At 37.7% G+C, this 25,149-nt stretch carries 22 protein-coding genes and 1 pseudogene; 6 read left to right on the top strand and 17 right to left on the bottom strand.

Annotated elements, in window-relative coordinates; all coding sequences use genetic code 11:
• The first annotated feature begins 241 nt into the window (after nucleotides 1-241).
• Nucleotides 242-1,120, top strand: coding sequence for a LysR family transcriptional regulator (locus PTI45_RS13250; RefSeq protein ID WP_069328075.1), 879 nt, complete (start codon nucleotides 242-244; stop codon nucleotides 1,118-1,120).
• A gap of 76 nt (nucleotides 1,121-1,196) precedes the next feature.
• On the opposite strand, the gene PTI45_RS13255 is transcribed toward PTI45_RS13250, so the two are convergent.
• On the bottom strand, nucleotides 1,197-2,126 hold the full coding sequence (locus PTI45_RS13255; RefSeq protein ID WP_069328076.1) for an NAD(P)/FAD-dependent oxidoreductase: 930 nt from the start codon (nucleotides 2,124-2,126) through the stop codon (nucleotides 1,197-1,199).
• A 635-nt stretch (nucleotides 2,127-2,761) separates the two neighbouring features.
• Between PTI45_RS13255 and PTI45_RS13260 the strand changes: the two are divergent.
• A pseudogene (locus PTI45_RS13260) lies at nucleotides 2,762-4,474 on the top strand (alpha-amylase family glycosyl hydrolase); the annotation flags it as partial.
• Between the two features lie 127 nt (nucleotides 4,475-4,601).
• On the opposite strand, the gene PTI45_RS13265 reads toward PTI45_RS13260, so the two are convergent.
• The 10 genes from PTI45_RS13265 to PTI45_RS13310 all read right to left on the bottom strand — a co-directional run bounded on the left by PTI45_RS13265 (nucleotide 4,602) and on the right by PTI45_RS13310 (nucleotide 15,677).
• A complete protein-coding gene (locus PTI45_RS13265) occupies nucleotides 4,602-5,231 on the bottom strand; it encodes a flavin reductase family protein (protein ID WP_069328078.1) in 630 nt (209 codons plus the stop codon).
• 334 nt (nucleotides 5,232-5,565) lie between these two features.
• A complete protein-coding gene (gene dhaK / locus PTI45_RS13270) occupies nucleotides 5,566-7,329 on the bottom strand; it encodes a dihydroxyacetone kinase subunit DhaK (protein WP_069328079.1) in 1,764 nt (587 codons plus the stop codon).
• Nucleotides 7,330-7,737: 408 nt separating this feature from the next.
• The gene (locus PTI45_RS13275) at nucleotides 7,738-8,265 is read right to left on the bottom strand and encodes an SMI1/KNR4 family protein (RefSeq protein ID WP_069328080.1); all 528 of its coding nucleotides are present in this window, start codon (nucleotides 8,263-8,265) and stop codon (nucleotides 7,738-7,740) included.
• A gap of 27 nt (nucleotides 8,266-8,292) precedes the next feature.
• A complete protein-coding gene (locus PTI45_RS13280; RefSeq protein ID WP_069328081.1) occupies nucleotides 8,293-8,754 on the bottom strand; it encodes a hypothetical protein in 462 nt (153 codons plus the stop codon).
• A gap of 340 nt (nucleotides 8,755-9,094) precedes the next feature.
• Nucleotides 9,095-11,086 carry a stalk domain-containing protein gene (locus tag PTI45_RS13285; protein WP_069328082.1) on the bottom strand — a complete coding sequence of 664 codons (1,992 nt, stop codon included), beginning with the start codon at nucleotides 11,084-11,086 and terminating at the stop codon, nucleotides 9,095-9,097.
• A 311-nt stretch (nucleotides 11,087-11,397) separates the two neighbouring features.
• A complete protein-coding gene (locus tag PTI45_RS13290) occupies nucleotides 11,398-12,036 on the bottom strand; it encodes an NAD(P)-dependent oxidoreductase (RefSeq protein WP_069328083.1) in 639 nt (212 codons plus the stop codon).
• A 36-nt stretch (nucleotides 12,037-12,072) separates the two neighbouring features.
• Nucleotides 12,073-12,837: a DUF7832 domain-containing protein gene (locus tag PTI45_RS23725; RefSeq protein WP_083243528.1), complete on the bottom strand. Its 765-nt coding sequence runs from the start codon at nucleotides 12,835-12,837 to the stop codon at nucleotides 12,073-12,075.
• Nucleotides 12,838-13,010: 173 nt separating this feature from the next.
• The gene (locus PTI45_RS13300; RefSeq protein ID WP_069328084.1) at nucleotides 13,011-14,423 is read right to left on the bottom strand and encodes a radical SAM protein; all 1,413 of its coding nucleotides are present in this window, start codon (nucleotides 14,421-14,423) and stop codon (nucleotides 13,011-13,013) included.
• 165 nt (nucleotides 14,424-14,588) lie between these two features.
• Nucleotides 14,589-15,401 (bottom strand): prolipoprotein diacylglyceryl transferase, encoded by an 813-nt coding sequence (locus PTI45_RS13305; RefSeq protein ID WP_069328085.1) that lies wholly within the window; start codon nucleotides 15,399-15,401, stop codon nucleotides 14,589-14,591.
• Between the two features lie 12 nt (nucleotides 15,402-15,413).
• Nucleotides 15,414-15,677, bottom strand: a complete 264-nt coding sequence (locus PTI45_RS13310) for a hypothetical protein (RefSeq protein WP_069328086.1) — start codon at nucleotides 15,675-15,677, stop codon at nucleotides 15,414-15,416.
• A gap of 222 nt (nucleotides 15,678-15,899) precedes the next feature.
• On the opposite strand from PTI45_RS13310, the gene PTI45_RS13315 reads away from it, so the two are divergent.
• Together PTI45_RS13315 and PTI45_RS13320 are read left to right on the top strand one after the other, a co-directional pair.
• Nucleotides 15,900-16,712, top strand: a complete 813-nt coding sequence (locus PTI45_RS13315; protein WP_069328087.1) for an SDR family NAD(P)-dependent oxidoreductase — start codon at nucleotides 15,900-15,902, stop codon at nucleotides 16,710-16,712.
• A 109-nt stretch (nucleotides 16,713-16,821) separates the two neighbouring features.
• The gene (locus PTI45_RS13320) at nucleotides 16,822-17,727 is read left to right on the top strand and encodes a hypothetical protein (protein ID WP_069328088.1); all 906 of its coding nucleotides are present in this window, start codon (nucleotides 16,822-16,824) and stop codon (nucleotides 17,725-17,727) included.
• A gap of 93 nt (nucleotides 17,728-17,820) precedes the next feature.
• On the opposite strand, the gene PTI45_RS13325 is transcribed toward PTI45_RS13320, so the two are convergent.
• The 3 genes from PTI45_RS13325 to PTI45_RS13335 all read right to left on the bottom strand — a co-directional run bounded on the left by PTI45_RS13325 (nucleotide 17,821) and on the right by PTI45_RS13335 (nucleotide 20,927).
• Nucleotides 17,821-18,048: a DUF896 domain-containing protein gene (locus PTI45_RS13325; protein ID WP_069328089.1), complete on the bottom strand. Its 228-nt coding sequence runs from the start codon at nucleotides 18,046-18,048 to the stop codon at nucleotides 17,821-17,823.
• Between the two features lie 226 nt (nucleotides 18,049-18,274).
• On the bottom strand, nucleotides 18,275-19,477 hold the full coding sequence (locus tag PTI45_RS13330) for an ABC transporter permease (RefSeq protein ID WP_069328090.1): 1,203 nt from the start codon (nucleotides 19,475-19,477) through the stop codon (nucleotides 18,275-18,277).
• A gap of 1 nt (nucleotide 19,478) precedes the next feature.
• On the bottom strand, nucleotides 19,479-20,927 hold the full coding sequence (locus PTI45_RS13335; protein WP_069328091.1) for an HlyD family secretion protein: 1,449 nt from the start codon (nucleotides 20,925-20,927) through the stop codon (nucleotides 19,479-19,481).
• 270 nt (nucleotides 20,928-21,197) lie between these two features.
• On the opposite strand from PTI45_RS13335, the gene PTI45_RS13340 reads away from it, so the two are divergent.
• Nucleotides 21,198-22,085 carry a LysR family transcriptional regulator gene (locus PTI45_RS13340; RefSeq protein ID WP_069328092.1) on the top strand — a complete coding sequence of 296 codons (888 nt, stop codon included), beginning with the start codon at nucleotides 21,198-21,200 and terminating at the stop codon, nucleotides 22,083-22,085.
• A 144-nt stretch (nucleotides 22,086-22,229) separates the two neighbouring features.
• Here PTI45_RS13340 and PTI45_RS13345 read toward each other — a convergent pair whose 3' ends face one another.
• The gene (locus PTI45_RS13345) at nucleotides 22,230-23,150 is read right to left on the bottom strand and encodes a class I SAM-dependent methyltransferase (RefSeq protein WP_069328093.1); all 921 of its coding nucleotides are present in this window, start codon (nucleotides 23,148-23,150) and stop codon (nucleotides 22,230-22,232) included.
• Between the two features lie 160 nt (nucleotides 23,151-23,310).
• Nucleotides 23,311-23,871: a CGNR zinc finger domain-containing protein gene (locus tag PTI45_RS13350; RefSeq protein WP_069328094.1), complete on the bottom strand. Its 561-nt coding sequence runs from the start codon at nucleotides 23,869-23,871 to the stop codon at nucleotides 23,311-23,313.
• A gap of 157 nt (nucleotides 23,872-24,028) precedes the next feature.
• Here PTI45_RS13350 and PTI45_RS13355 point away from each other — a divergent pair, with 157 nt between their 5' ends.
• Nucleotides 24,029-24,520, top strand: a complete 492-nt coding sequence (locus PTI45_RS13355) for a DinB family protein (protein WP_069328095.1) — start codon at nucleotides 24,029-24,031, stop codon at nucleotides 24,518-24,520.
• A gap of 116 nt (nucleotides 24,521-24,636) precedes the next feature.
• On the opposite strand, the gene PTI45_RS13360 is transcribed toward PTI45_RS13355, so the two are convergent.
• The gene (locus PTI45_RS13360; RefSeq protein ID WP_069328096.1) at nucleotides 24,637-25,107 is read right to left on the bottom strand and encodes a C40 family peptidase; all 471 of its coding nucleotides are present in this window, start codon (nucleotides 25,105-25,107) and stop codon (nucleotides 24,637-24,639) included.
• Nucleotides 25,108-25,149: the final 42 nt, after the last annotated feature.

Raw genomic sequence — 25,149 nt, forward strand, 5'->3', positions numbered from 1 at the left:
AATAATTTAATAACTGATATAAACTTTGATACATATAAATAATAAATTTTTAAATTGTATGTGCAGAAAGTATTTGCATATATAAATCCGTTTACATGGCTGTCGTATATGCTAAAATTGATATATTGAATACATAACTGATAATAATGGTAAAATGGTTTATCATAGTTAAAAACAATGATAAAAGTTGAAAAAAATAATCATTTTACTTCTCATTCTGAGATTTAGGAAAGGAATACGTATGGAAATTAGACAACTTGAATATTTTGTAGCCGTATGCGAGGAGTTACATTTTACCAAAGCCGCTGAGCGTTTAGGTATTACTCAACCTACACTCAGTATTCAGATTCGTACCATGGAAGAAGAAGTGGGAACATTGCTTTTTGATCGTATAGGTAAAAAGATCACTCTGACCGAAGCGGGATTCATTTTGTTACGTCAAGCTCGAAGTATTTTGTTGAAGTTACAAGATGCGTTTGATGAGATTAATGGGTTACGCGAGTATACAGGCGGTAATTTGGTCGTTGGAGTGATGGCGGCAGAGCTGGATTATCGGATTACACCGATTTTAATTGATTTCCATCATCAATTCCCTAATATCCATTTAAAAATCTCGTCAGCGATCGAAGTCGCAGAGATGGTGATCAATAATGTAGTAGATATTGGAATTACGTTGATCGAATTTACTGATCCTAGACTGGTGACCACTCCACTATATACAGAAGAGTTTGTACTTGTCGTTTCTGAAAATCATGAACTGGCAGATCAGCAATCGATTTCCCTAGAGGCATTACCTTCTATTCCGCTGGTTCTTTATCCTAAAGGATTCAAAGGACGTGAATTGATAGAACGTCACTGTAAAGAACATGGCTTGAACTTGAATATTATTATCGAGACTTCTACAGCTTCTTCTTTATATGGATTTGTAAAATCGAATGTAGCCGCTTGTATTCAACCTTATTCGTTATCAGCTTCTCTCAACGATCCCACTCTTCGTTTGATTAAAATAGCTGACTTCCCACCTACCCGTCAGATTGGTATTATGCATCGTACCGATAAGTATCTTGGTGTGGCGGCTTTAGAATTTATGAAAATGCTTGAGAAGCATTTAAAAATGTAAGATTATAGACAAAAAGAAGGAGCAGCATGAGGATATGCTCTCCTTCTTTTTTATTTCTATTTTACTTTTTTACAATTTATGTTGAGGACTTACTAACGTTATACTGCCATGCTTCTTCAAGCAATTCACTATTGATACTGATTCCAGCCATAGAACCTGAAGCTGCCGCAGCAACGACCTGATATTTTCGTGAAGCCGAATCGCCTGCGCTGTATACACCTGGTATATTGGTTTTACCAAACTCGTCTACAATGATCATGCCTGTATCAGCAGATTCGCATCCTAACATTTGTGGAACATCTGATCCAGTGACAAGTTCTGGTGTGAAAAAGATCCCTGTACATAAAAGAGAATGACCATCTTCAAATTGAATATGTTCTACGATCCCCGATGCTGAGTGTATATGTTGAATAGGTGAATCGATGATTGAGATCTGGTGGTTTATAAGTTCCTCGTGTTCTTCTGCTGTCCAATCATTCATGCCATTGGTGCAGATAGTGAAATGAGAAGTCCACCCTGAGACCGTCTTAGCTAAATGCAGTGCTGTTGCTCCACTAACGATTAATGCTAACTTCTGATCTCGAAGTTCCCACCCATCACAGTAAGGGCAGACAAATGCGCTTTTTCCATAGACTTCTTGTAGACCGGAGATAGCAAGTGGACGATCTTTCATTCCTACTGTAAATAGTATTTTTTTGCTAGTATACGTATGTCCTTGAGAGGTAACCACTTCAAATTGACCATCACTACCATTGGCACCGATAACGGTATCTGTGGCAAATTGAACAGTAGGATACCTACTAATCTGTTCTCTAGCGATTTGGCGAAAATCAGCAGGTGTAATGCCATCTCGAGTTAAAAATCCATGCGATTCTTGAGTGACTCGATTCCGTGGAAGTTCTTCATCTATAATCAGTACATGTTTACGTGCTCTTCCCAAAATAAGCGCAGCACTTAAGCCAGCAGGCCCTCCACCAACGATGATTGCATCTTGTAATTGTTCCATATGATCAGTACTCCTTTAATGTATATTTTTAAGCAAGTTCTATATTGTTATATCTTTTGCTTTGGAAAAAATAACGTTAGATATCGATGATTGTTTTCGATATTTTATTTCGAAACTATAACTATTGGACAAATGAAGCTGATATATTTTGAATAGCAATTTGATCTATTCTTCTCTATTCCTCCCTTAATAATAAAAGACTTTAAAGACTACCATTATCTATGATTGTTATAAAAAAATACGTAATACAGTAAAATTTAAGATTATAACTTAATTGTAGACTTTGTTTATCTATAATATACTTAATTATGATCAGAAGTCAACAGACCAACTGATTTCTCCTTTTCGTAAACTAGAAATAAATACGAATGTAGCTAATGATTCGATATTTTTATACCGTTTGAGTGTAAATACATATTCTTCTATAATTTTATATAATTGCCTATTTCTTTTTTGTAAGCGCTATCTTATAATAAGTTGCGTAAACGTTTGCACAAACTATAGGCACAGGAGGAATGGTTATATTGATATCGGGTAAACCACATTTTAAAAAGATGATTTTGATTGTATTCGGGGTATTGCTTTTATTTCCTTTGCTGTTCAGTGGTTCGTATACAACCACTCATGCAGCAGATAATTCAGTAACCGTGTATTACAAAAAAGGGTTCACAACACCTTATATTCATTACCGTCAAGCGGATGGTAATTGGACAGCTGCTCCGGGTACCAAAATGGCAGATTCTGAAGTCAGTGGATATACCAAAATTACTGTCAATATCGGTTCTGCTGCTCAATTAGAAGCTGTCTTCAACAATGGTAACGGCACATGGGATAATAACAATTCCAAAAATTACTTATTCAATCCCGGTACATCGACCTTTACACCGAATACTAGTAATACCGTAGGTACGATTACAACTGGTGCGCCGGGTGGTACAACACCTACGAATCCTACACCTGCTCCCGATAATTTCGGTCCAGTTGATTGGAGTAAACGTAGTATTTATTTCATCATGACCGATCGATTCAGTGATGGGGATACTAGCAATAATAACTATGGCGGCTTTGCTTCTAACAAAAGTAATCCTTCTCAATGGCACGGTGGAGATTTCCAGGGGATTATCAACAACTTGGATTATATCAAAAACCTTGGATTTACAGCGATCTGGATTACACCTGTAACGATGCAAAAAAGTGTAAATGCTTATCATGGTTATCATACGTATGACTTTTATTCTGTAGACGGTCATTTGGGCACAATGGCGAAATTTCAAGAGTTGGTGAAAACAGCACATAGCAAAAACATCGCAGTGATGCTAGATGTTGTTGTCAATCACACAGGTGACTTCCGTCCAACCAATGGAACCGCCAAAGCTCCTTTTGATAATGCAGATTGGTATCATAATGTTGGCGATATTACGCAAAACGATTACAACAGCAATAATCAATCTCGTATTGAAAATGGTGATGTAGCAAGTCTTGATGATCTCAAACAAGAAAATGCGGCGGTTGCTACAGAGTTGAAAAACTGGGGTAAATGGATTATTGCTCAATCTGGCGTAGATGGTCTACGTGTAGATACAGCCAAGCACGTACCCAAATGGTTCCTTAAAGATTTCGATACCGCAGTTAATACATTTACTATCGGTGAAGTCTTTAACGGTGACCCTGCTTATGTTGCTGATTATTCTAATTACTCTGATGCTGTACTTGATTTCCCGATGTATTACACGATTCAAAATGTATTTGGTCATGATGGTTCAATGAATCAGATCAAAGAACGTTATAGCCAGGATTACCGTTACAAAAATACGAACTTGAATGGAACATTTTTAGATAATCATGATGTCAAACGTTTCTTAAATGATGCTTCTGGTAAACCTGGAAACGCATCAGACAAATGGCCACAATTAAAAGCAGCCCTTGGATTTATGCTAACTTCTCGTGGTATCCCGATTGTCTATCAAGGAACAGAACAAGGCTTTAGTGGTGGGGATGATCCTGCTAACCGTGAAGACATGACATTCAATACGAATAATGAACTGTACAAGTATATTGCTAAAGTGAACGCTATTCGTAATAGTCACCCTGCTTTACAAAATGGAACGCAAAAAGAGAAATGGGTAGATACTAATTTCTATGGATTCCAACGTTCCAATAGTGGTGACGAAGCGGTGGTATTGATTAACAACTCATGGGAAAGCCAAACACGTACCATTCCAAATTTAGATAATTTCTCTAACGGTACAGTGTTGCGCAATCAAATGGGTACAGATTCGGTAACGGTTAATGGTGGTTCGATTACAATCACACTAGCTCCTAAAGAAGTGAAGATTTTGACAAAATAACAGCAGTTTATGAAATCGTTATCAATATAAAATCATTGTACAAGTAAAGCGCCTCAAAGCAGTCTGCTTTCTTTTGAAAAGATCAGATTGCTTTGAGGTTATACATATGAGTCTGTAATGGCACTATTTAGCCTTTACTGTGATACTGAGCCATAAAAGGTTCTGCTAAACGGGATGGTTGTAACTTAGCACCTAATCCAAAAAGCTCACAGTAATTCATAATCAATGGATGCCATTTTTCAGGATCGATATAATCTTGATCAGGATGAAGCAAAATACTTTCTTCTACATGTACACGTATCATCCGTAGTTCTATAGCTGCAATTGTACCTGTTTCACTAAACGTGGAGATCTGTTCAACTTGAGCTTCTAATTGAATCGGACATTCTTGCACTAAAGGGGCTTGGACAAGATCTGCTGGAATAGCTGTTAGCCCTGCACATTCAAATTTATTAGGTTCATAGGTATAACCCATAGTGGCTTTGTACATTGGAATATCTTCTTTTCCAGTTGTTAACGCTAATCGATCGACATGATTGACTAACTGAGCAGAAGGCAGATTAAGTACACAACTTTTTTCTCGTATTAGATTCTGTACGGTCTGGGATTGATAGCTCATGCCTAACATACAGGATTGATTAACCCACCATGCCGAAGACATCGGTGCTAGATTAGGAGAACCATCTGGATTGATAGTACTAATAAGAACGACAGGTGTTCCGAAGTAAAATACTTTAGGCTGTACAATTTTGTGCATACGTCACTTCCTTTATAGAATTAGAGATCCAGAATGATGAATAGGATCAGGCGGTGTCCTTATTATAAAAGAAGCCTATAGACAAAACTTTCGCTTTATTGCGCTCTTATTCGAATCTAATGTTCATTATGTAGTAGATGATGTATAACCTAGCATCGATAATGTAAAATGGATAACAAAAATAAAGCAAGAAATAATCTGCATCCATCACAGACTATTTCTTGCGTATTGATTGGATGTGACTTGCTCTTTATCATACATATTTCGTATATATCTTTTAACATTACGATTGCAACTATGCCTCATCTATCTCAATAACATGTTTGCTATCGACTTAAGAATGTAGACTTTGAGCTAGCTCTGTAAAAATAACACCAAGTGCATGTGCACCTGCATCAGGATATCCGATACTACGTTCTCCTACAGCTCCTGCACGTCCCATGCGAGCGACAATATCTTTTGTACGTTCTGCACCTTGCACTGCGGCAACCGCACCTTTATTCAATGCTGTATGCATATCATCGCCGGCTTGCGCACTTTCTGTCCACGCATCTGCGCAAGGTACAAGGGCATCAATTAATGTTTTATCGCCGACAACTGCGCCACGTCCAAAGGAACGTTCGCCTGTCGCTTGAATCCCTTTAACAGCAGATTGCATCATTTCAGCAAATTCGGCTACAGTGATTTCTTTTTGCTCACCTACACTTTTTCCTGCTGCGCGGAAAGCAGATCCCCAGATAGGACCGGATGCTCCACCACAAGATTCCATAATAACCAGTGATGACTGATCCAAAAAGCTACCGATCGTAAGATCCGGTTCAGCTAGAATTCGGCTCCATTCATGTTTTAATTCACGGAAACCTTTAGCAATACTCATTCCGAAATCCCCATCACCTGCATGAGAATCGAGATCACAGAAAGGAACTTCATTTTCAATAATCACTTCACTCATTTTATCGATCAAATAAATCATATTATTTAATGTTAATGTATCGCCTTGAAGTTGGGCATATTTAGGATCGGTTTGTACTTTGTACGATACTGGTGCGTCTGGCACTTCTTCAACTGTCGCCGCTTCATAATGCACAGGTGCTACAGCTCCCGATACTTTAAAAGCAGGTGTATCGCTTTCTTGAGAAAGTAATGTTTTGAGTTCTTCATCTAATTTCATTATCGTTACTGAAATACCGTCCATATCAATACTGGTCATATAGTTACCGACAAATTCACGATTGATCTGGATACGACGCTGTGCCAGTTCACGAGTAACTGCATGATTGAACAAATACAATTCTTGTAAAGGTGTTCCTCCGAATCCATTAATCAATAATGCAATCTCACCTTCATGTCCATCTTCAATCTTCATATCTCGCATCAGATCATCGACCATACGTTTGGCAAGTGTATCTGCTGAGGCCATTTGTTCACGCTTGATGCCCGGTTCACCATGAATACCGACACCATATTCAATCTCATTCTCACCAAGTTCAAAAGTCGGACTTCCTTTAGCAGGTACGGTACAAGAAGTTAGAGCGAATCCAAGACTTCGTACATTTGCCGCCGCTTTCTCCGCAACAGCTTTGACACCTTGTAGATCACGACCTTCTTCTGCTGCCGCTCCTGCAATTTTATGTACCAATACCGTTCCTGCAACTCCGCGTCGTCCTACCGTATATAGACTATCTTCGACCGCAATATCATCTTCCACCCGTACATAGTCTACTTCAATACCATCTTCTTCACATAGATACGCAGCATTTTTGAAATTCATCATATCGCCACTGTAGTTTTTGATAATTAGCAATGTTCCTTTTTCCCCGGCGGTTGCTTTGATTGCTTGATAGATCTGAATCTGAGAAGGTGATGCAAAAATATCTCCACAAACAGCGGCATCTAGCATGCCTTTACCTATATATCCTGCATGAGCCGGTTCATGCCCACTACCACCGCCACTGATTAAAGACACTTTTTGTGGGTTTAATTCTTTCTTTTTAATGACTTTATATTTAGAAATGAGTTCAAGTTCAGGATGAGCAAGCACCATACCTTTAGCCATTTCCAACACCATATCTTCTGCTTTATTCATTACTTTTTTCATTGTATTGACCTCCTGCTCTTTCGATTTGTTCTTTTTTCTCCATCTTACGTTATTACCCGAAACGGATGAATTCAAAAAAAGCCATACAGATTGTAAGTTCTGCATGGCTTTTGATTACTTGAATAATCGCTGAAATAATGATTTCTTAGCTACTATGACTCCATCCAACATACTGTCCGGACGATCTACAAATTCATTCAGTAGACTATACATATTTCATTTTCCGCTAAAATGAGGATTCATCCCGATACATTCATTTTTCTTATTTACTTATACCCAGAAACGTTAAATCCAATCGATGTCATATGATTAACCATCATTTTCTCTCCCTACTTTTTCAAAAATCTATTTTTATAATGCTACATCTAACGATAGAGCAACATAATAAATGTATTACAAACTTCTAGCCTAATCGGTTTCTTCCTCTTGCAAAGCCATCTCTATAAATTCAAAAAGACTTGTAGCTTCGACAGAACGATACTCCCAATCATGCCAAAAATATAACACTTGTCCGACTGTGCCTTCTTCCGCAGGATCGGTATCGATACATAAGTAATCTCCTCCACCATTAGAGGCGATCGGAATCCATTTGGCATTCCATGCGAAAGGTTTGACTCCCGATTGAGCATCTACTTCTAGATCTTCAGGATCGAACTCTTCTTGTAAAAACGTCCAATTTTCTATAATTTCTGTAATTGAAGATAAGGTTAAGTTACGCAAAAAACAGGTGTTTGCTTTATTTTCTTGTTGCCCATTATGTATCCGATAAAATGATTGAAGCTGTGCAGGAACTTGAACGCCAAGTGTATGTTCTAATGTAGCAAAACCTTCTCCTGTAGCCCCTTCATACAAATAAAGTTTCTCTTCAAATAATGGATTACGTTCTAATCCTTTGGCTATAATACGATTCCATAATTGTTGTGCTTGAGTATCCATTACCATTCTCCTCGTCTATAAACTCAGTTATGATGACACAGGTAAGTAAATACGATCTAATTCCTTATAATATAAGTGCTTATCAAATATGAGTGGTGGTATATGTTCGAACCATTCCACAGTATGACCGATGTTGTGATAACTTCGTTTAATATCACTTTGATCGACACCGATTCGGTTCCACCATATTTCATTTTGTTTTTGAATTACTTCTGCAACGATAACTGTACACCAAAGATCACAGTCATCCGGACACATCAATATAGGTAAGACAACTACGTCTTGTCTATCTGTATAACGTTTAATAACTAATTGTTGTTCAACTTCAGTATCCATCCAATCTGTAATACAAGGAATAAGTCCAAGATAATTATGATTAGCATACAACTGATCTAACCAACTATCTAATTCTACTCTATCAATAAAGATACAGGGATGATCTACATCAGTATGTATACTTTGCTTTACTTCAACTTTTAATTGGTTCATCTATCATTGCCCCTTCCATTTACAACATAATACATTTTATAATAAGCTAAATAATCTCAATCATACATTTACAGAATTAGTCACCGACCGAATCCCTAATATAATCGTTCTCGATATGGTCTTATTTTGTATAGTAATCATTATATCCGTATTTATGATTTCGAACGCAAAGATAAATATAATGCACAAATATATAAAATAAAGTCACCTTACTCTATACAAATCATTGATGATCTATATGCACATCAATAAGATACGATTTATAAAAAAAGCCAACACAGTTTTAATTTAGTGTGTTGGCTTTTTATTTTGTTATCTAGAACAGATAGCTTTTTGTTATTTAAATACTAAATACCTCGTACACAACGCCATCCCCGATCCCCAGCATATTCAGATAATTTTCACCGATATATGACCAGATTTCTATCGTGTGTCCGTTTTCTTTGGTAATCGTCTTTTTATCAGGTTTGCCCCATGATAGTAATGCTTGTTGTGTATTCATCCCTTCCACAACTTCTGCATTAATAATTCGGTTCCATGCTGCTTGTGACCAATTATATTTGCTCCGAATATCATAATTGAAGAATTGTTCTTTATCTGATAATAAGGCAGTAATTTCTGAAGCTGTTAATCGATCCGACAAATACTCTGTACCTTTCTTATCACGAAATTGAACTACGAATCTCATTCTGTTATAAGGATCTTTTTCTGCATAAATGTCTTTGATATTTACTTTGCTGAATCGCTCGCCAGCTTTATGATAGTAATTCACCCAATAGGATTTACCAAGTAATCTTGTTAAATTTCCAATTTCTTCTTGCTTCATCAATTTTAATGTTTTGTCAGATTGAATGGTGATGTTGGAACCATTAACTTGTATAATTGCCTGTTGATATTTAGAATCCCAAGTGACTTTGGCATCTTTCGAAATGCTAGATAATAAGGTAGCTGGAAATACAGTCTGACTTCCAGAAGTTCGTACTTTACCTTTCATCGTAACTGGTTGATTATTCATTTGAGCTACTGCACTATTTTTATTTAATTGAATAGTTTGAGTTCCCCAATTGATTTGAAATTGATTACCATTTACCAGAATAGTTCCACCCATAGCTTTAAATACAGTCTGTACTGGCAAATACACAGAACCTTCTATTAGAACCGCACCTGTCAAAGCTTCTTCTGTTGTGCCATTCAATGGAGATTGGGTCGTTAATGTATCTGTAGTCAAAGTAATCGTTGCATTACCGATAGCTTTAACTTTAATCGTACCATCACTTAGTATTTCTGCAATTTGAGAAAGATCAACTTTCAATTCATTGGCACTAGCCGGGCGTGTATGGATAGAACCATTAGAGTATATCTCTTGAATTTTTGCATTGATTTTATCGCCAACTACAGCATTTGTTTTAGATAAGATTAATTTCAAACTTGTTATTGAAGGTACTTGAAGCGGACTCACTATTTTGTCGGTATCTTGTACCCAAGAACCATCTTTATGTTGAGCATATATACCTGTAGGTGAATATACCACTTGTACAATATCTGTGAGTTCACTTAATACTTGAGGAGCGAATCCAGTAGAACGGCTATGTGACCATACAGATCCGTCCTTTTTGACGACTAGCAAAGTTCGTTTAGATCCTTGCCATGCTATCGCTACAGCATCATTAGCAATGACTTGAGGAATATCACCGGATAATAAGTCAAGTAAAGTTACAGTACCGTCGCTACGAAGAACAGCTATCGCAACTCCATCTTGCTTGATTGATATAGCATCTGGATAAGAACCGATTTTGCGTCCTAGACCATTTTGATAATCTTTATAGTATAAAATATCTCCTGACTGCTTCAATATTGCATAAGAATCTTCGAATCCATCAATTAGTTTCACACTGTTAGGTAATGTATCTGGCTTACCCGAGCCGATAACATCTACTTTGCCATCTGTATGTAGAACAATACCATCACCTGAAATATGAGCAACATTATTCATTCCCGGAATAACATGAATCTCTTCGGTTATATTGTCCCAACTCATTGCCTGTCCAGTGGTAGTCCAGCCATAATATTGATTGTTGGAACCTGCTGTTATACCTGCAAATTGATATTCTGAATGCCATGCCCCTTTCATCGATTTTGCCCACATAGAACCATCGGATAATAAATAGTTGTCTTGATCAATTACACTTACGATTTGAAGTCCAGAAGTATTCGCTTCTGCTGATACTGTCAACATAGATGCAAATGGCGAAACTGTACTTCCCAGAAAAATTCCTGTTGCTAATACTGATGATATTACCAATGGATTAAACCAAGCTTTTTTTTCGAACATGTAATAACCCCTTTAGGTATGTATAGTCACTCATTGATCAGCTTATATACATATAAGCCCTTCTTTATATCGGTATATTGACCTATAAATTGTAATCATATACGTAGAAATTTCTATTTGACAAAAGGGTTTAGATTTTTATAATTTTCTTTTTATAGATTTTAGTTTTATTATTGTGAATTTTTCATATGTTGAAATTTTAATTTTAATGATTATAGCGTTGTAAAAAGGGAACGATTTGAGAAGTGCTTCTCCTCCTATTTTTAACGCAAAAAAAGGATCATACATTGATCCTTTTTCGTATTTTACAGCTATTCTGTTACAAAAACAGCGCTTTGGTGATACGTATCTTGCTGAAGTTGTTGGATCATAAAATCAGCCAAGTTGGCACGAGATAGCTTTTTTTTACTAGATATGCCTTTATTGATGTGTTGTTCATGTATATAGTTCCCCGTCTTTGCACCTGAAGTTAGAATCGGCGGTTGGACAGCGACCCAATTCAGTCCACTATTTGCGAGTACTGCTTCTTTTTCTCGATGATCCGCGATAAGATTCTTCATGACTACAGGTGCAATATATTTATACAACATGCCAAGTGTACTGGATTCTTTGCGAACTCCTATAAAGGAGACATGGATAAACTTATCAATATGATTTTCAGCTGCGGCTTGAATAATATTTTTTGTAGCTTTAGTCAGGATAGGTTCTCGTTGAAAGGGTGTTTTGGCTCCTAATGCTGAGAAAACAGCATCATATGGTTGTGCTTTTACTATCGTAGTCACATCGGTGTAATTCGTTAAGTGCCCCTGCTCAATCGTTAAATGAGGATGGGTTATTGTCATCTTCGTTGGATTACGCACAACCGCAGTCACTTTGTAGCCTTTCTCTAGCGACTGTGTAACTAATTCATGACCTGTCTTGCCTGTTGCTCCAAAGATTATAATGTTCATATTCTTCACTCCTTTATAATTCCAATATTCTAATACTTATTTTTCATTTTCTGTTGTGAATTTTTCATGTATTGAAATATTTTTAAAATTTCTATATCTGGCTGTAATGATTGGCTCTATCTTTTTATAATTCTCTAAAGAATCTTGAACATGGTATTCACTAGGTAAGTGTTTGGTGAAACAATCAATATAATCTTTTAGATAGAGGTTATCATCCTTATTAAGATATTTATATGCAAAAGCGTTCCCTTCTTCAGATAAAGCGTTTGAACTCAATGTACCATCAAGATATATTTCAAAAAATTTAGCGCCACTCATTGTACCCTGCTTTACTGAATCAATACTGGAACTATAGTTTTCTATATATTGAGCAGATATCAAATTATTTAGGATAGCCCAAGTGATAAACATTCCAGTATGTATATAAGCTTGAAAATCATCTAAATGTTTAGGATAGTCATTATCATAGTGCCATTTAGCTTTGTCATAGACATAACTTTTCTTTCTTGTTCTCAAGTAAGCATATTGAATATCTGCCTCTTCCAAAAATTTAACATTTTGCTGGCTAAAGCCTTGATCTATCAATTGTTGAATCAGTTCATCTACACGAATTTTACTGTCTTCAACGTTATTATAATGCTCACTTGTTTCTCTTTCTGTTCTCATTAATTCAAGTAATCGTCCTTTAACAATATAAAGTATCCTCTGATCAGATAATTTTTCTAATTTAAAATACATATATTGCGTAGATTTTTCGCCAGTTTTGGTAAAAAATTTTTCGAGTTCTACCTCATATCCCATAAGTCTAATGACTCCTTAGTGTATTTTTATATAGCATACTCCTTTTATCCTTTTTTCACATCTTCACGCCTTCTCTTCTAAACTTACAAATCTCGAACCAAATAAAAAACCTAGACTAACTACCAGTGTATTAGACACCAATAATCACTCTAGGTTTTCCCATCATCAACCTATTAATCCCAAGCTGTAGCAATTTCTTGTTTTCGTTCTTCTAGTAGCTTTTCTTTGTCATCCCGGTAAAAGAGGTTGTACGTATCAAATGGAATAATACGTCCATCTGGATGTACGATGTGCACACAAGATTTTTTTACAGAACGAACATCAAAGTTATAGGCATCTAAAAATTGCATAATAATGACGCGGAATACATTATCGTAGTTGATTTCTTTCGGTACAGCTGCAAGTGGTAGACAACAAAGTAAGCTTTTTAGCGATAATGCAGATGAAATCGGTGAATGACCGGTCGATAAAAGTTCAAATAATTTACCACGAATAACAGGGTCTTGTTCAAATACAATTGTATTGCTATCTCCTTCTAACAAGATCGAAGGCTCAATCATACGAGTTAAAGGTAGAACTTCACGTCCTAATTTCAAAGCATATCCCATCGCTAGGCAATCGGGATGACAAGGAACTGGTAAAATATCATCTTCCTGAAAGACTTCGGATTGATCAATAATCATTTGTCTCACTTCACTTACTGTTAAGCGATCTGTCGCTGGATCGTACCCTTCCAATCGCCCTGCGGCTTGAATCGGTTGAATCGTTACCCCACGAACCGCTTTTTGCTTGAGACCATATTGAATAATTTTACCGATTTCTGTATCATTCAAGCCTTTTTTTAAAGTAACTACAAGTGTAGTGGATAAATTATATTTATTAAGATGTCGAATTGCATCTTCACGGATACGTCTTAGATCAGCACCCCGTAACTCTTTTAATACATCGGCTTCAAAACTATCGAATTGTAAATAAATTTCAAAGCCTGGCATATAGGAAGCTAATCGTTTGGTAAATTCACGATCTTGCGCAATCCGAATGCCATTAGTATTTAGCATAATATGTTGAATCGGACGGCTTTTACACATGTCTAAAATTTCAAAAAATTGCGGATGAGTTGTTGGTTCTCCTCCACTAATCTGCACAATGTCCGGCTCTCCTTCATTTTCTACAATCCGATCTAACATAAAAGCAATCTGTTCTAACGAACGATAAGAAGTGCGATGTGGAGAGGATTCTGCAAAACAAATCGGACACTGTAGATTACAGTGATCGGTAATTTCCAAAAGTGTGAGACAGCTATGTTGCTCATGATCTGGACATAATCCACAATCGTAAGGACAACCGTACTTTATCGGTGTATTCCAGACTAACGGCATTTCTGAAGGCTTAATAAATTCGCGTGTACGATGATAATAATCGACATCTGTAGAGATCAATACTTTCTCAGGGCCATGTACAAGACAGCGCTTGACCATATAAATACGTCCATCTTCTTCGATAATCTTGGCTTCGACTTTGCGATAACATGTTGTACAGATACTGTTAGTCAATTCATGATATAGATACGGTCGATTTTTCGGCATAATATAACTCCTTTTATAGTGAATATCTCAACTGCCTATTCACTTATTGGGTATAGATGCTGTTGCTTGGTCGATGGTATAGCCCTATGTAGCCTAATATCCAAAACAAACTTCTCGAAGTGTGTAACCAGACACTATTGCATCTAGCGATTCAGATAGTAAATCCTATCCTATGGCTTTGATAGAAGATGAAGCCTTTCTGCCTCTGCCCCACATGATCCAACTGTAATAGACCAAGCCTGCCAGACAAGCTAACTGAATATTATTGTGGCCCCAATAAGGATGTAATGTAGGCTTAATATATTCAATCAGAAAGCGAAATAAAAGATAACTCGCCATAAACCATTGGAACATTCGACCGGATACATACGAAGTATACGGTGCCTTAGACTGAACTTCAGTAGATAAGACAGACATCAATCGACTTTGACGATATAACGGAATCAAGCAGATCGCGAGTATCATAAGAAAAGCAATCTCGTAGAGCTGAGTCGGATGACGCATAATCCCATCCCCAAAATCAATGCCGGTAATCCATGTGGTTGCTGTTCCATACGTATGATCATCTAGTCCAGTCAGAAAGCATCCAATACGTCCCAAGCCTAGTCCTAACATCAAAGGATAGACGAAATCGTCTCCTGTCGAGCTTTTCCAACCGATCCAGCGTTTGGTGAGTTCGACTCCTATCAGTCCACCTAATAGTCCGCCTACAATCGTTTTTCCACCCCATAGAAAATGAAACTGACGCAATTGCTCCCAAGTTGCTAGCGGATTCTCGAACCAGAATAATAACTTGGCTCCTAATGCTGCACCTAGAATAGTACCTGCTAATATTTGCAGACTCATTAGCTTGGTCATCTCACTAGGACGACGTGTCCATAAATAGAGTCGGAACCCTAGAAAATATCCCAGCGATTCAAATAATACATGCGGATGAATACGCCATGATCCTAAATAAAGATACACAGGAAACTCCATTCAAGCACTCCTTTAATAAGAATAAATCATCGCTCCACATATAGCGGCTAACAATAATGCCAATGCGCCTACAATAGCTAACAGTGCCACAATCACTTGCCAGAATGTGTTTTTAGGTCGAGGATCAAGTGTTGGTTTTGTAGAAAGAGTATTACAATACTGACGACAAGTCTGTGTTTCAGGATTGTAGCATTCGTCACATAAAGGCTTACCGCAACGAGTACATTGATGAACAGCTTGGCGATCTGGATGGTTTATACAATGAAACTCTTCCATTTCAGCACCTCTCTTGTCATTTATTTCTATTGTAAGCGTTGATACTTAATTGATCTACCAAAAACCTTATAGACTCACCACATTTCTAATTTGTAATGATTTGGTGTAGTATTAATATATATTTGAAAATGGATGTAAACGATTCATTTCTAACAAAATGATTGTCTATACAGCTGATAGGGTAAAATGGTAATGAGACTATTTCAAGGAGGAACCATCGTTATGTCTATTTCACTAAAAAAATTAAAAGATCAAGTTATCGTAATTACAGGTGCTTCAAGCAAAGTGGGTATCGCTACAGCTAAAATGGCAGCAGCTAAAGGCGCAAAAGTTCTACTAACTTCTAAAAATGAAGATGCGCTCCTCCAATTAGCGACAGAACTTCGTTCAAAAGGATATCCAGCTACATGGGTTCCCGCAGATATTGGAAGAGAAGAAGATGTTCATAAAATTGCAGAAGCGGCTATTCGTACATTTGGACGTTTTGATACATGGGTAAATAGTTCGGATGTATCGTTGCTTGGTGAATCGACAGAAGCGACTCAAGACGATATTAAGCGTATGTTCAATATGAATTATCGTGGAATTATTTATAGTTCTCAAATCGCTATTAAGCATTTCAAAGAAAGAGGCGTTCCTGGTGCACTGATCAATATGAGTGCTGTCTGGAGTGATCGTGGTACTGTCATTCCTGTACCTTCGTCTGCTTCTAACTTCTCTGTCAAAGAATGGACAGATAATCTAAGAGCTGATATTGCTAAAGACAAATTACCTGTATCGATTACTCTTCTACATCCGGGTAAAGCTGTGACTCCATATAACGAAACCATGAAAAAACATAAAGTGATGGTATATCCAGCAGGTTCTGTAGCTGAAAATATTATCTATGCAGCTCAACATCCGAAAGAAGATATCCATGTTTATGTGAAAGAAAGTAAACATCCAATCCTGTCTTCTCTTGCTGTTGCAGGTTTAGGTGTTATTGTATATGCTTCAATTAAGCAAAAAGATCAAACACCTACACCCAAAAATTGATCCTACTGGATCTATACTTATTTCACAATCATCCTGACAGATACTTATGATATTCAAAAGGCGATCTTATTCTGTAGATCGTCTTTTTTGATACAGAAAGGAATAGCCTATGAATTCTACACGTTCAAATGATCTCAAACTATACAAAAAGAAAATCAAAATCTTGCAAAAGTTATATCATTATCAAAATGGTAATTATGATGCTACCCGTCATGTGAGTATCTATCAAGAAGATGTATTAACAACGGAAGAACGTCAACAATTAGAACAAGACCAATGGAAAATTAATGACATCCTAGCTGTCGATCATAATTCTCTTATACAATCGATTAGAGTCTGGGGACAACATGAGGCATTATCGTTAGAACGTGCAACCGCTGAATTTGTAGCTGCTGTTGGTGGCAGTTATCCTCGTGGAATGACTACCTTACATAGCACACTTTTTGCACATCATGTACCTGATCATACCTATGAATCGGCTCGTCGACTGCTTGCATGTGGAATTTGCGGTTTTTCGGGAAATAAAGCCTCAGCAGATGATGAGAATTGGGAAAATATCGCTTCGATCCGTTATTCGTTATATCAAGGACGGCTGTATAACAACGTTATTGGAGTTTACACTGATTTGGAAGAACGTATCCATTTACCAGCGATATCACCTACCGAAGAAGATATCACTATTTTTCGCAATCTATTACAACACTTAGATCAAGCCGATGAAGATATGACTCCTGGTTCTTATGAGAAAAGTCTGACAGGAAGCAAATTAATTAAAGGCAATGCGGGTATTCGGCGTGATATTCTACAATCGTTGTCACTTGTAGGTATTCTACCTAATTCACAAATTCAATTGGATCACACTGCATGGACTGCATTTGAAGATATTATCGATCCTGAAGTGAATTTGAATAATACAAAAGGTCGTTCCGATATGGAAATGCCGTGGGCTGGATGGGAAGGAAAATTAGGCGTAGATTGGGAAAAAGCGCATCAATTATTCGGGGTTTATTTGTAAACGATGATATCAAAAAACGAACCTGCCACTATAGAAGTGTGCAGGTTCGTTGCTGATGAAGATGATCCTTATAATCCATAAAAAAGTTATATCCTATTGGTGTTTATCATGTTCTTTTTCCATGCGAATTTTATCGGGTGTAACATCATTTCCTAATTCATCCACAACAGTCAAACCTGAGAAAGTACTCAGTACCTGTCCACGGATTTCGCTTAAATATTCTTTACGCAAGACTTGCTGTTCAGCTTTCTCTTCAGCAGTCAGACCTTCTTCACGCTGTTTTTTAGCTAATTCATTGATACGACTCAAACTTACAATCATCTGTACTCTCTCCTTTCACTTCCTCATTCCTATTATACACAAACATACACTGTATGCGAAGTTGTATATAGATTAGGAATATCTGTTTCTCTTTATATATCTTAATATTAAGATAATTAAAATATACTATATATTCCTGATAAATACAAGTCTTTGTTCTATTCTACTAAAAAAAGCATACGCTATCTGTGAAAGATAACGCATGCTTTGTATCTACTCTATTCTTTTATTCTACAACGGTTCGATCTACTTCTATCGCTTGTTCCTCTTCTTGTTCACGCTTTTTGAATGCCAGAGGATAGGCAATTAGGGCGATCAATAAGCTGATTAGCCCAATAAGACAAAGTGCTAATAGATCAGGTACAATCGCTACCATGCCCTGTCCTTTTAACGTAATCGCTCGTACTGCATCTAAATAATAAGTTAAAGGTAATGCTTTGGCGACCATTTGTAAAAAATTAGGCATCGCTTCTAGTGGCCACGTATAACCGGATAGCATAAATGAAGGCACAGCAATTAACATTAATGTTTGCGTAGCATCAACTTTGGTACGTGAGAATAGACTAAACAAAAACCCGAGTCCACACAAGGCTAAGTTAAATGCTATCGCTAGCAGAATAAAAGGTAACAATTGCCCTTTAAACGGAATATGAAAAGCAAAGGCTGCGATACTAAATACAGTCAATACATTAACCATCCCTGCTAAGAAGTAAGGGGTTAGCTTCGCGATCGCCAGTCTCCACGGTGTATGCCGCCATTGGTAAAAGCGACTCCATGTGCCCTGCTCTTTGTCTCTTGTGCAAGACAACGCAATACCTAACAACAGACACTGCTGAAGCGCTGTTGAAATTACACCAATCGGCATAAATAATTTGTAATTATACACTGGATTGTATAATACACGTGAGCGGAAAGGAATGGTACTGAATACAGAATTAGCTTGATCGCTATTCATACCTTTTTGCTCTAATGCTTTCATAGATGCTCCTGCGCTAACACTACTAATGACCTGGTTCGCAATTCGGCTTGCACTATTGGAGTACATAAGATTGCTACCATCAATCACTGTCAAAATCGGTACATTTTCCCCATGCTTGAGTGATGCTGAAAAATCATTCGGAATAATTAGCCCTACTTTAAATTGTCCTTCTTCCACTTGCTGAACAATATCATCTTGATTCCAGCTTTGTTTGGTTACAGCAAACGTATCTGTAGCATCGAACGCCTGAATAATTTGCCGGCTTAATTGCGAATTATCACCATCGTACACAACGACTGGAATTTCTGTTATCCGTTCATGGGAGTATAGAAAGCCAAACAATACAGAATACAAGATAGGTGTAATCAGCAAAATAATAATTAACTTCTTATCTCTAAGCATCAAGCCAAGTTCTTCGCGGAATACCTTTCCTATAGTAAGCCGCTGCATATTACTGAACTCCTTTGCCATGGAAAATCACGGTTGAACCTGTAGGAATGGTATTCGGTAAATCTAGCAACTCCACTTTGACTCCAAATGAACGAATATCCGTATCGCCAGAAGTCTGACTTGGTTTTTGAATCGCAAAATCAGCGGCGGCATCGATCACACTCACTTTTCCTTTGACCGTAGTATTTCCGGATAATAAAGTGACTTGAACAGGATCGCCTACTTTTAATCCATTGAGTTCAGTTTCTGTAACATAAAATTTAGCCCAGCGCTGACTGGTTGTCTCTAACGCATAGACCGGGAAGCCTGCACTTGCCATTTCACCGATATTCAGTGATTTGGACTGGATCAATCCATCCACAGAAGCTCGTAATACAGTATAACTGAAATAAGTTTGTGCTTCTTGCAAAGCCGCTTTGGCTTGACTGACTTGAGAACGTGCTGCTTTGACTTTGGATTTGGCTTGTTTCAGTGTCGCTGTCGCTTGCTCAATCGCTCCGTCTGCTTGAGCCACAGCGCCCTGCGCCTGCGCTACTGCACCTTGTGCTTGATCGATCCCTGCGGAAGCGGCTTTGACTCCTTCTTGTTGCAAAGCAACTTGACCTTGTCCGGCTTGCGCTTCTTTGACACTTGCTAATGCTTGTTGGTACAAGGCTTCAGCCGCATCTATTTCTTGTTGACGACTTCCCTTTTGTACCAATTGTAACTGTTGCACAGCGGCATCGTATTTCGCTTGAGCTTGCTTTTGTTCAATCGTTGCCTGATCAAGTGCCGCTTCGGTCGCCAGACCGTTCGTATGTAATAGCTGCACACGTTTCAGACTTTTATTTACAGTAGCCAATGCTTCTTTGGTAATCTGCATATTCACTTTGGCTTGTTGAATTTCTTCCGGTCTTGCTCCACTTTTCAGTGCTTCCCACTTTGCTTTAGCTGCTTTGGCGGCGGCTTGTGCTTCTTCTATTTTGCTAGAAGCGGTATTGGCTGTAACATCGACTGTCATTTCGCCCTGACTTTTTTTGACTTGTGCTGCATTAACAGCCGCTTGCGCTTCAGTCACACTTGCACTGGCTTGTACTTTGCCTGCTTGTGCTTGAGTCACACCAGCTTGCGCCTGAGCCACACCTGCTTCAGCTTGAGCGACATTCGCATTAGCTGTTTCGACAGCGGCTTTAGCTTGAGCGACTTTATTTTGTAATTCTTTACTTTCCAGACGCGCAATCATCTGCCCTTTTTTCACTTGTTGTCCTTCTTGAACTACCATTTGATCCACTCTTCCGGCTACTTTAAAGCTAGCATTAATCACATCAGATTCTACATAAGCTGTCGGTGTAGAGCTTGATGCTTTGGCGTTTAGTAAATGCCCTTGTCTCCCCCATGTAAATACCGCATAAAAGCAAAGTACGATTGCTACTACAATCACACTATATATTGCGTATTTTTTGACTTTCATAATAACACTCCTCCTGTAGATCATAATCGTCATATACAGTAACCCATAAATAAACCAACCTGTTTACGCATAGGTTGGTTGTAATTATTCGCTTAGCTGGTAATAAGATCTAAGTGAATAATGAAAGAATAGCTATGTAGTTTCAATATAACATATACTTGTAGTACACTATATCTACCATAAGTAGACTTGTGTAACCTTTTAGTCAACTATAGATTTTGCAGATATAAATGATCTAGTTATTAGAAGAAGAAAGTAGGAAAAACACCTATGAATATAGAGCAATTGGAATATATTATTGAAGTCGCCAAATGCGGATCGTTAACCAAAGCGGCTGAGAATTGCCATATTACTGTAACGGGAGTCAGTCGAGCGATCTCTTTATTTGAACAAGAAATTGGAATGCGGATATTTATTCGCTCTCGCTCTGGTACAACGGTTACGCCTGAAGGACAAAGTATTATTACCAAAGCCAGTCGTATTCTCAAACAGATCGAAGAACTAAAGTCTGAAGCACAGAGCTATGGAGAAATGAATAATGCCAAACTGCGTATTTCGACCATTCCAGGTCCAATCTCCTTACTGATCGACGTAATTACTGAACTGAAAAAAGAATTTCCAAATAGCCGTATTGAGATCAAAGAAAATAGCACCGATGCTGTCATTGATGATGTGATGAACGAACGAAGTGATATCGGCTTCTTTCTATTAAGAGATATTCATTTACCATCTACACCTAAGCTTAAATTTGAACCGTTAATGAAAGATAATATGGTGTTAGGGGTTAGCATGCATTCTCCTCTGGCGACTAAAACATCTGTCACTTTACAAGATTTGAAAGACTATCCATTTGTGTTATACAACGATCCTTATATTGTGGCATTTGTGAATACGTTAGATAAACCGGATATTTTATTCCAAAGTAACAATGTGGAAGCTATTCTCAAAGCGGTGAAAGAAGATATTGCAGTGACGATCGGTACCGATTATTCTTTTCGTGGATATACCATGTATCAGAATCGGGGAATCGTAACCATTCCTTTTGAAATTGTATCGGAAGAACCTTCGTATCTCTGGTCTGTAACGTCGAGCAACAATACAGTGTCAGAAGCAGAACAACTTTTCGTCAAACGTGTCAAAAATCTATTATTGATTTAACCTTTCTGATCTCAAAAAAAGTAGAACAGCTGTTAAAAGACACTGTTCTACTTTTTATATCATATGAGTATAAGGCTTATATGATGCGAATATAGGATGCTTATTCATCATCTATGGGTGTGATTAAGACGATGTGCTTGTAGCTCATTCTTTTGTATACATGCGTTGATCTTGTAGTCGAATCAATACTTTACCAAAACGTCCACCTTGCTCCATCGTAACCGTACCTGAAGGATACTGCCGATCTAGATAATTGGAAATCACTTGTTCCGCATTCGGGCGTATATCCACTTGATGTAAGCCAAGCATCATGATCACGTGTTCTAAGGCATCCTGCTTAGACATTTCAACTGTTTTCATTTCATGTGTAATGATCGACTCATAGGCATACCCTTTAAGATATAATAGATGAAGTAAATAGCCCATATCTGAACTTTGATGTCGAATTTGAGGTTTGATCGGTTGATTGTGATCACTAACCAGCGGTAGTACTTCATTCATCAAACTGTGTTCTCTTGGTCCTGCTGTGGAGCTAATATAGCAGAATTGACGAGCACAACTTAGAATTTTCTCAACACTAGCCCAATCGACAAGCACCGGACACATGGATACAAATACTAGATCAAATGCCTGCTTCCACCCTTTAGCTTCTATATCAATATCTTGAAATTCTTCATCAACGATCGTGACACTTCCTGATGTTAATGTATCTGCATTTTCTTTTAATAAATCAAGCAAAGGTATACATGGTTCAACCGATGTCACTACTCCTCCTCGCTCTGCAAATGGAATCGAAAACCCACCAGATGCTGCTCCAATATCCAGAATGGAAGCATTCACAAAATTCACATCTTGTCCTTGAATCCAATTAAGGATTCGTTTGGTTCTTTGTTGACCTTCTTCTGAAAATACCTGTTGATTGAACTCGGCGGCTTTGTGGTCAAACGAATGAGCAGGGTCCATACCTGCTGCTCTCATTTGCTTCACAGCTGTAAACGAATCATTTTGCCATGCTTGTTCCCATACAGAGGGATCAAAGAAGTCATTTGTGCTTATATTTTTCATGTATATTCCTCTTTTTAGTGTATTTTAAATCTATTATAGATATATAATGTCTATAATGTACGCAATAGATGTTCTTGTCAACTATTATTGTTATTGATCTACTCTATCAATCGCTATTCTCTTCTATAATAAGGATATAATAAGATGATAAAAAGCATATCTATTGGGATCGTGATGATCCTTTTTTAGCACGGAATCGTCTGACTTTCATCAGGTTTCCACATGTTTTATCTTCACAATACCGTTTGGTTCGGCTACGTGTATCATCATAAAATACCCAGCGACAATCTGGATTATCACAGATTCGGATCCGCTGGATATCTTGATCCAATACAGTATGCACGAAATCCGATACAACCTCAGCCATCACGCTATTCCAATCTTGGACTAACGGTATATACGTTACATGTCTATTTTCTTGATCATCTTTATTCCACTGTCTGATCACAGGAGATTGTGCCATGATGCGATTCAGTTCATTCCAATCGATGAGATCAGCTGATGATTCTTTAACGATAGCTAATGTATAATTATGCAATAATTTTCTTAAGGTTTGGAGCGCTTTTAGCTCAATATTTGTAGCCGGAACAGAAGATTTTAACTGCCAATCATGCAAAAATTGCTTTTGCCACGAAGAAAGAACTAAGCGATCTTCATGTTTACCACTTTCTCGAAAATCGTGCCAGTCACTGTTGATAAAATCGGTCCATAATGTATCCATTGATCTGTACTCCTTTTGCACTTTTCTATATAGCTTCGAAGGTGTAACGCTCTTTAATGTATAAAGGTGGTTACAACTCTTTATTTTGTGGTATATGTATTGTAACGCTTTAATATCTCTTTAGCCAGTTACATCAACTACTCATGAGGAGGATCATATGACGAATACCAACATGTTAGATCTACTTCTTTTGCAGAAAAAAGATATTTGGGAACATGAAGATTGGATTGTGCCGTTATCTGTCGCATTAGAAGGGGTTACAAGTGAGCAAGCCGCATGGATTCCAGCTGGTGGTGGTAATAGTATCTGGCAATTGGTGCACCATATTAATTATTACAATCATGAATTACTCTGTCATATGCAAAATATTGATCCAGGTCCTCGTGCTGACAATAACGATCAAACATTTGAAATTACTGATGAGACTGACCAAAATGGTGAATGGCAACACACTCTTCAGGAAACAAGAAGACTTGCTACCGCTATTGAACTTGAACTTACCAAATGGGATGAAGTTAAACTGCAAGAAATGCGTCCTGCTGGAGATCAGACATGGGGACAAGCAATTGCACGCTGGCTTCCTCATGATGCTTATCATGCTGGACAGATTGTACTGATTCGCAGACTGCAAGGAAGCTGGAGAATCTAACAATAGGCAAAATAAAAATCCCTTATATTAACCAAGGGATTTGGAATATTCACAGCTTATGTGATTCATATACGTATACATTTAAAAAGGATTGCGACCAAAATCGCAGTCTTTTTTTATTTTTCTTCCATCATACTTTGATATGCCCATTGACTAACAACATGTCTTCCAGTAACATAACGATTTTGGAAATAAGACTCGGACAAACTACTGATCGTTACACCATGACTTGTTGAAGCATGTGCAAAATTTCTACCATCTACCATAACGCCTACATGAGATATTCCACGTCCACTTGTATTGAAGAAAACAAGATCACCAGCACTCAAATTACCTTTTGACACGTATGTACCCATTTTGGCTTGCACATTAGCTGTGCGTGGTAATTCTATATTAAATTTATTAAAAACGTAGCGTGTAAAACCGGAACAATCGAATCCGTTGGTTGTTGTACCTCCCCAAACGTAAGGTGTTCCTATTACACCGCTAACGGCTTGATCAAGATTAGATGTGCTAGCAAAAGTATTTGTTGGCTGAGCTGAGAAAATGATTGCAGCGCCAAGTAGCGATAATACGACTTTCTTCACTAAAAAAATTCTCCCTTCGATGCCTTTAGAGTAAATCAATTT

This window comes from Paenibacillus nuruki (genome assembly GCF_001721045.1).
Lineage (GTDB): Bacteria > Bacillota > Bacilli > Paenibacillales > Paenibacillaceae > Saccharibacillus > Saccharibacillus nuruki.

What these genes read in the sequence shown, in the direction of transcription:
- PTI45_RS23725 (WP_083243528.1), bottom strand. Translation starts at nt 12,837, where the DNA reads ATGGGATATGAGGTAGAACTCGAAAAATTTTTTACCAAAACTGGCGAA.
- PTI45_RS13355 (WP_069328095.1), top strand. Translation starts at nt 24,029, where the DNA reads ATGACGAATACCAACATGTTAGATCTACTTCTTTTGCAGAAAAAAGAT.
- PTI45_RS13255 (WP_069328076.1), bottom strand. Translation starts at nt 2,126, where the DNA reads ATGGAACAATTACAAGATGCAATCATCGTTGGTGGAGGGCCTGCTGGC.
- dhaK (WP_069328079.1), bottom strand. Translation starts at nt 7,329, where the DNA reads ATGAAAAAAGTAATGAATAAAGCAGAAGATATGGTGTTGGAAATGGCT.
- PTI45_RS13300 (WP_069328084.1), bottom strand. Translation starts at nt 14,423, where the DNA reads ATGCCGAAAAATCGACCGTATCTATATCATGAATTGACTAACAGTATC.
- PTI45_RS13330 (WP_069328090.1), bottom strand. Translation starts at nt 19,477, where the DNA reads ATGCAGCGGCTTACTATAGGAAAGGTATTCCGCGAAGAACTTGGCTTG.
- PTI45_RS13315 (WP_069328087.1), top strand. Translation starts at nt 15,900, where the DNA reads ATGTCTATTTCACTAAAAAAATTAAAAGATCAAGTTATCGTAATTACA.
- PTI45_RS13280 (WP_069328081.1), bottom strand. Translation starts at nt 8,754, where the DNA reads ATGAACCAATTAAAAGTTGAAGTAAAGCAAAGTATACATACTGATGTA.
- PTI45_RS13325 (WP_069328089.1), bottom strand. Translation starts at nt 18,048, where the DNA reads ATGATTGTAAGTTTGAGTCGTATCAATGAATTAGCTAAAAAACAGCGT.
- PTI45_RS13310 (WP_069328086.1), bottom strand. Translation starts at nt 15,677, where the DNA reads ATGGAAGAGTTTCATTGTATAAACCATCCAGATCGCCAAGCTGTTCAT.
- PTI45_RS13290 (WP_069328083.1), bottom strand. Translation starts at nt 12,036, where the DNA reads ATGAACATTATAATCTTTGGAGCAACAGGCAAGACAGGTCATGAATTA.
- PTI45_RS13285 (WP_069328082.1), bottom strand. Translation starts at nt 11,086, where the DNA reads ATGTTCGAAAAAAAAGCTTGGTTTAATCCATTGGTAATATCATCAGTA.
- PTI45_RS13345 (WP_069328093.1), bottom strand. Translation starts at nt 23,150, where the DNA reads ATGAAAAATATAAGCACAAATGACTTCTTTGATCCCTCTGTATGGGAA.
- PTI45_RS13320 (WP_069328088.1), top strand. Translation starts at nt 16,822, where the DNA reads ATGAATTCTACACGTTCAAATGATCTCAAACTATACAAAAAGAAAATC.
- PTI45_RS13265 (WP_069328078.1), bottom strand. Translation starts at nt 5,231, where the DNA reads ATGCACAAAATTGTACAGCCTAAAGTATTTTACTTCGGAACACCTGTC.
- PTI45_RS13340 (WP_069328092.1), top strand. Translation starts at nt 21,198, where the DNA reads ATGAATATAGAGCAATTGGAATATATTATTGAAGTCGCCAAATGCGGA.
- PTI45_RS13335 (WP_069328091.1), bottom strand. Translation starts at nt 20,927, where the DNA reads ATGAAAGTCAAAAAATACGCAATATATAGTGTGATTGTAGTAGCAATC.
- PTI45_RS13350 (WP_069328094.1), bottom strand. Translation starts at nt 23,871, where the DNA reads ATGGATACATTATGGACCGATTTTATCAACAGTGACTGGCACGATTTT.
- PTI45_RS13250 (WP_069328075.1), top strand. Translation starts at nt 242, where the DNA reads ATGGAAATTAGACAACTTGAATATTTTGTAGCCGTATGCGAGGAGTTA.
- PTI45_RS13275 (WP_069328080.1), bottom strand. Translation starts at nt 8,265, where the DNA reads ATGGATACTCAAGCACAACAATTATGGAATCGTATTATAGCCAAAGGA.
- PTI45_RS13305 (WP_069328085.1), bottom strand. Translation starts at nt 15,401, where the DNA reads ATGGAGTTTCCTGTGTATCTTTATTTAGGATCATGGCGTATTCATCCG.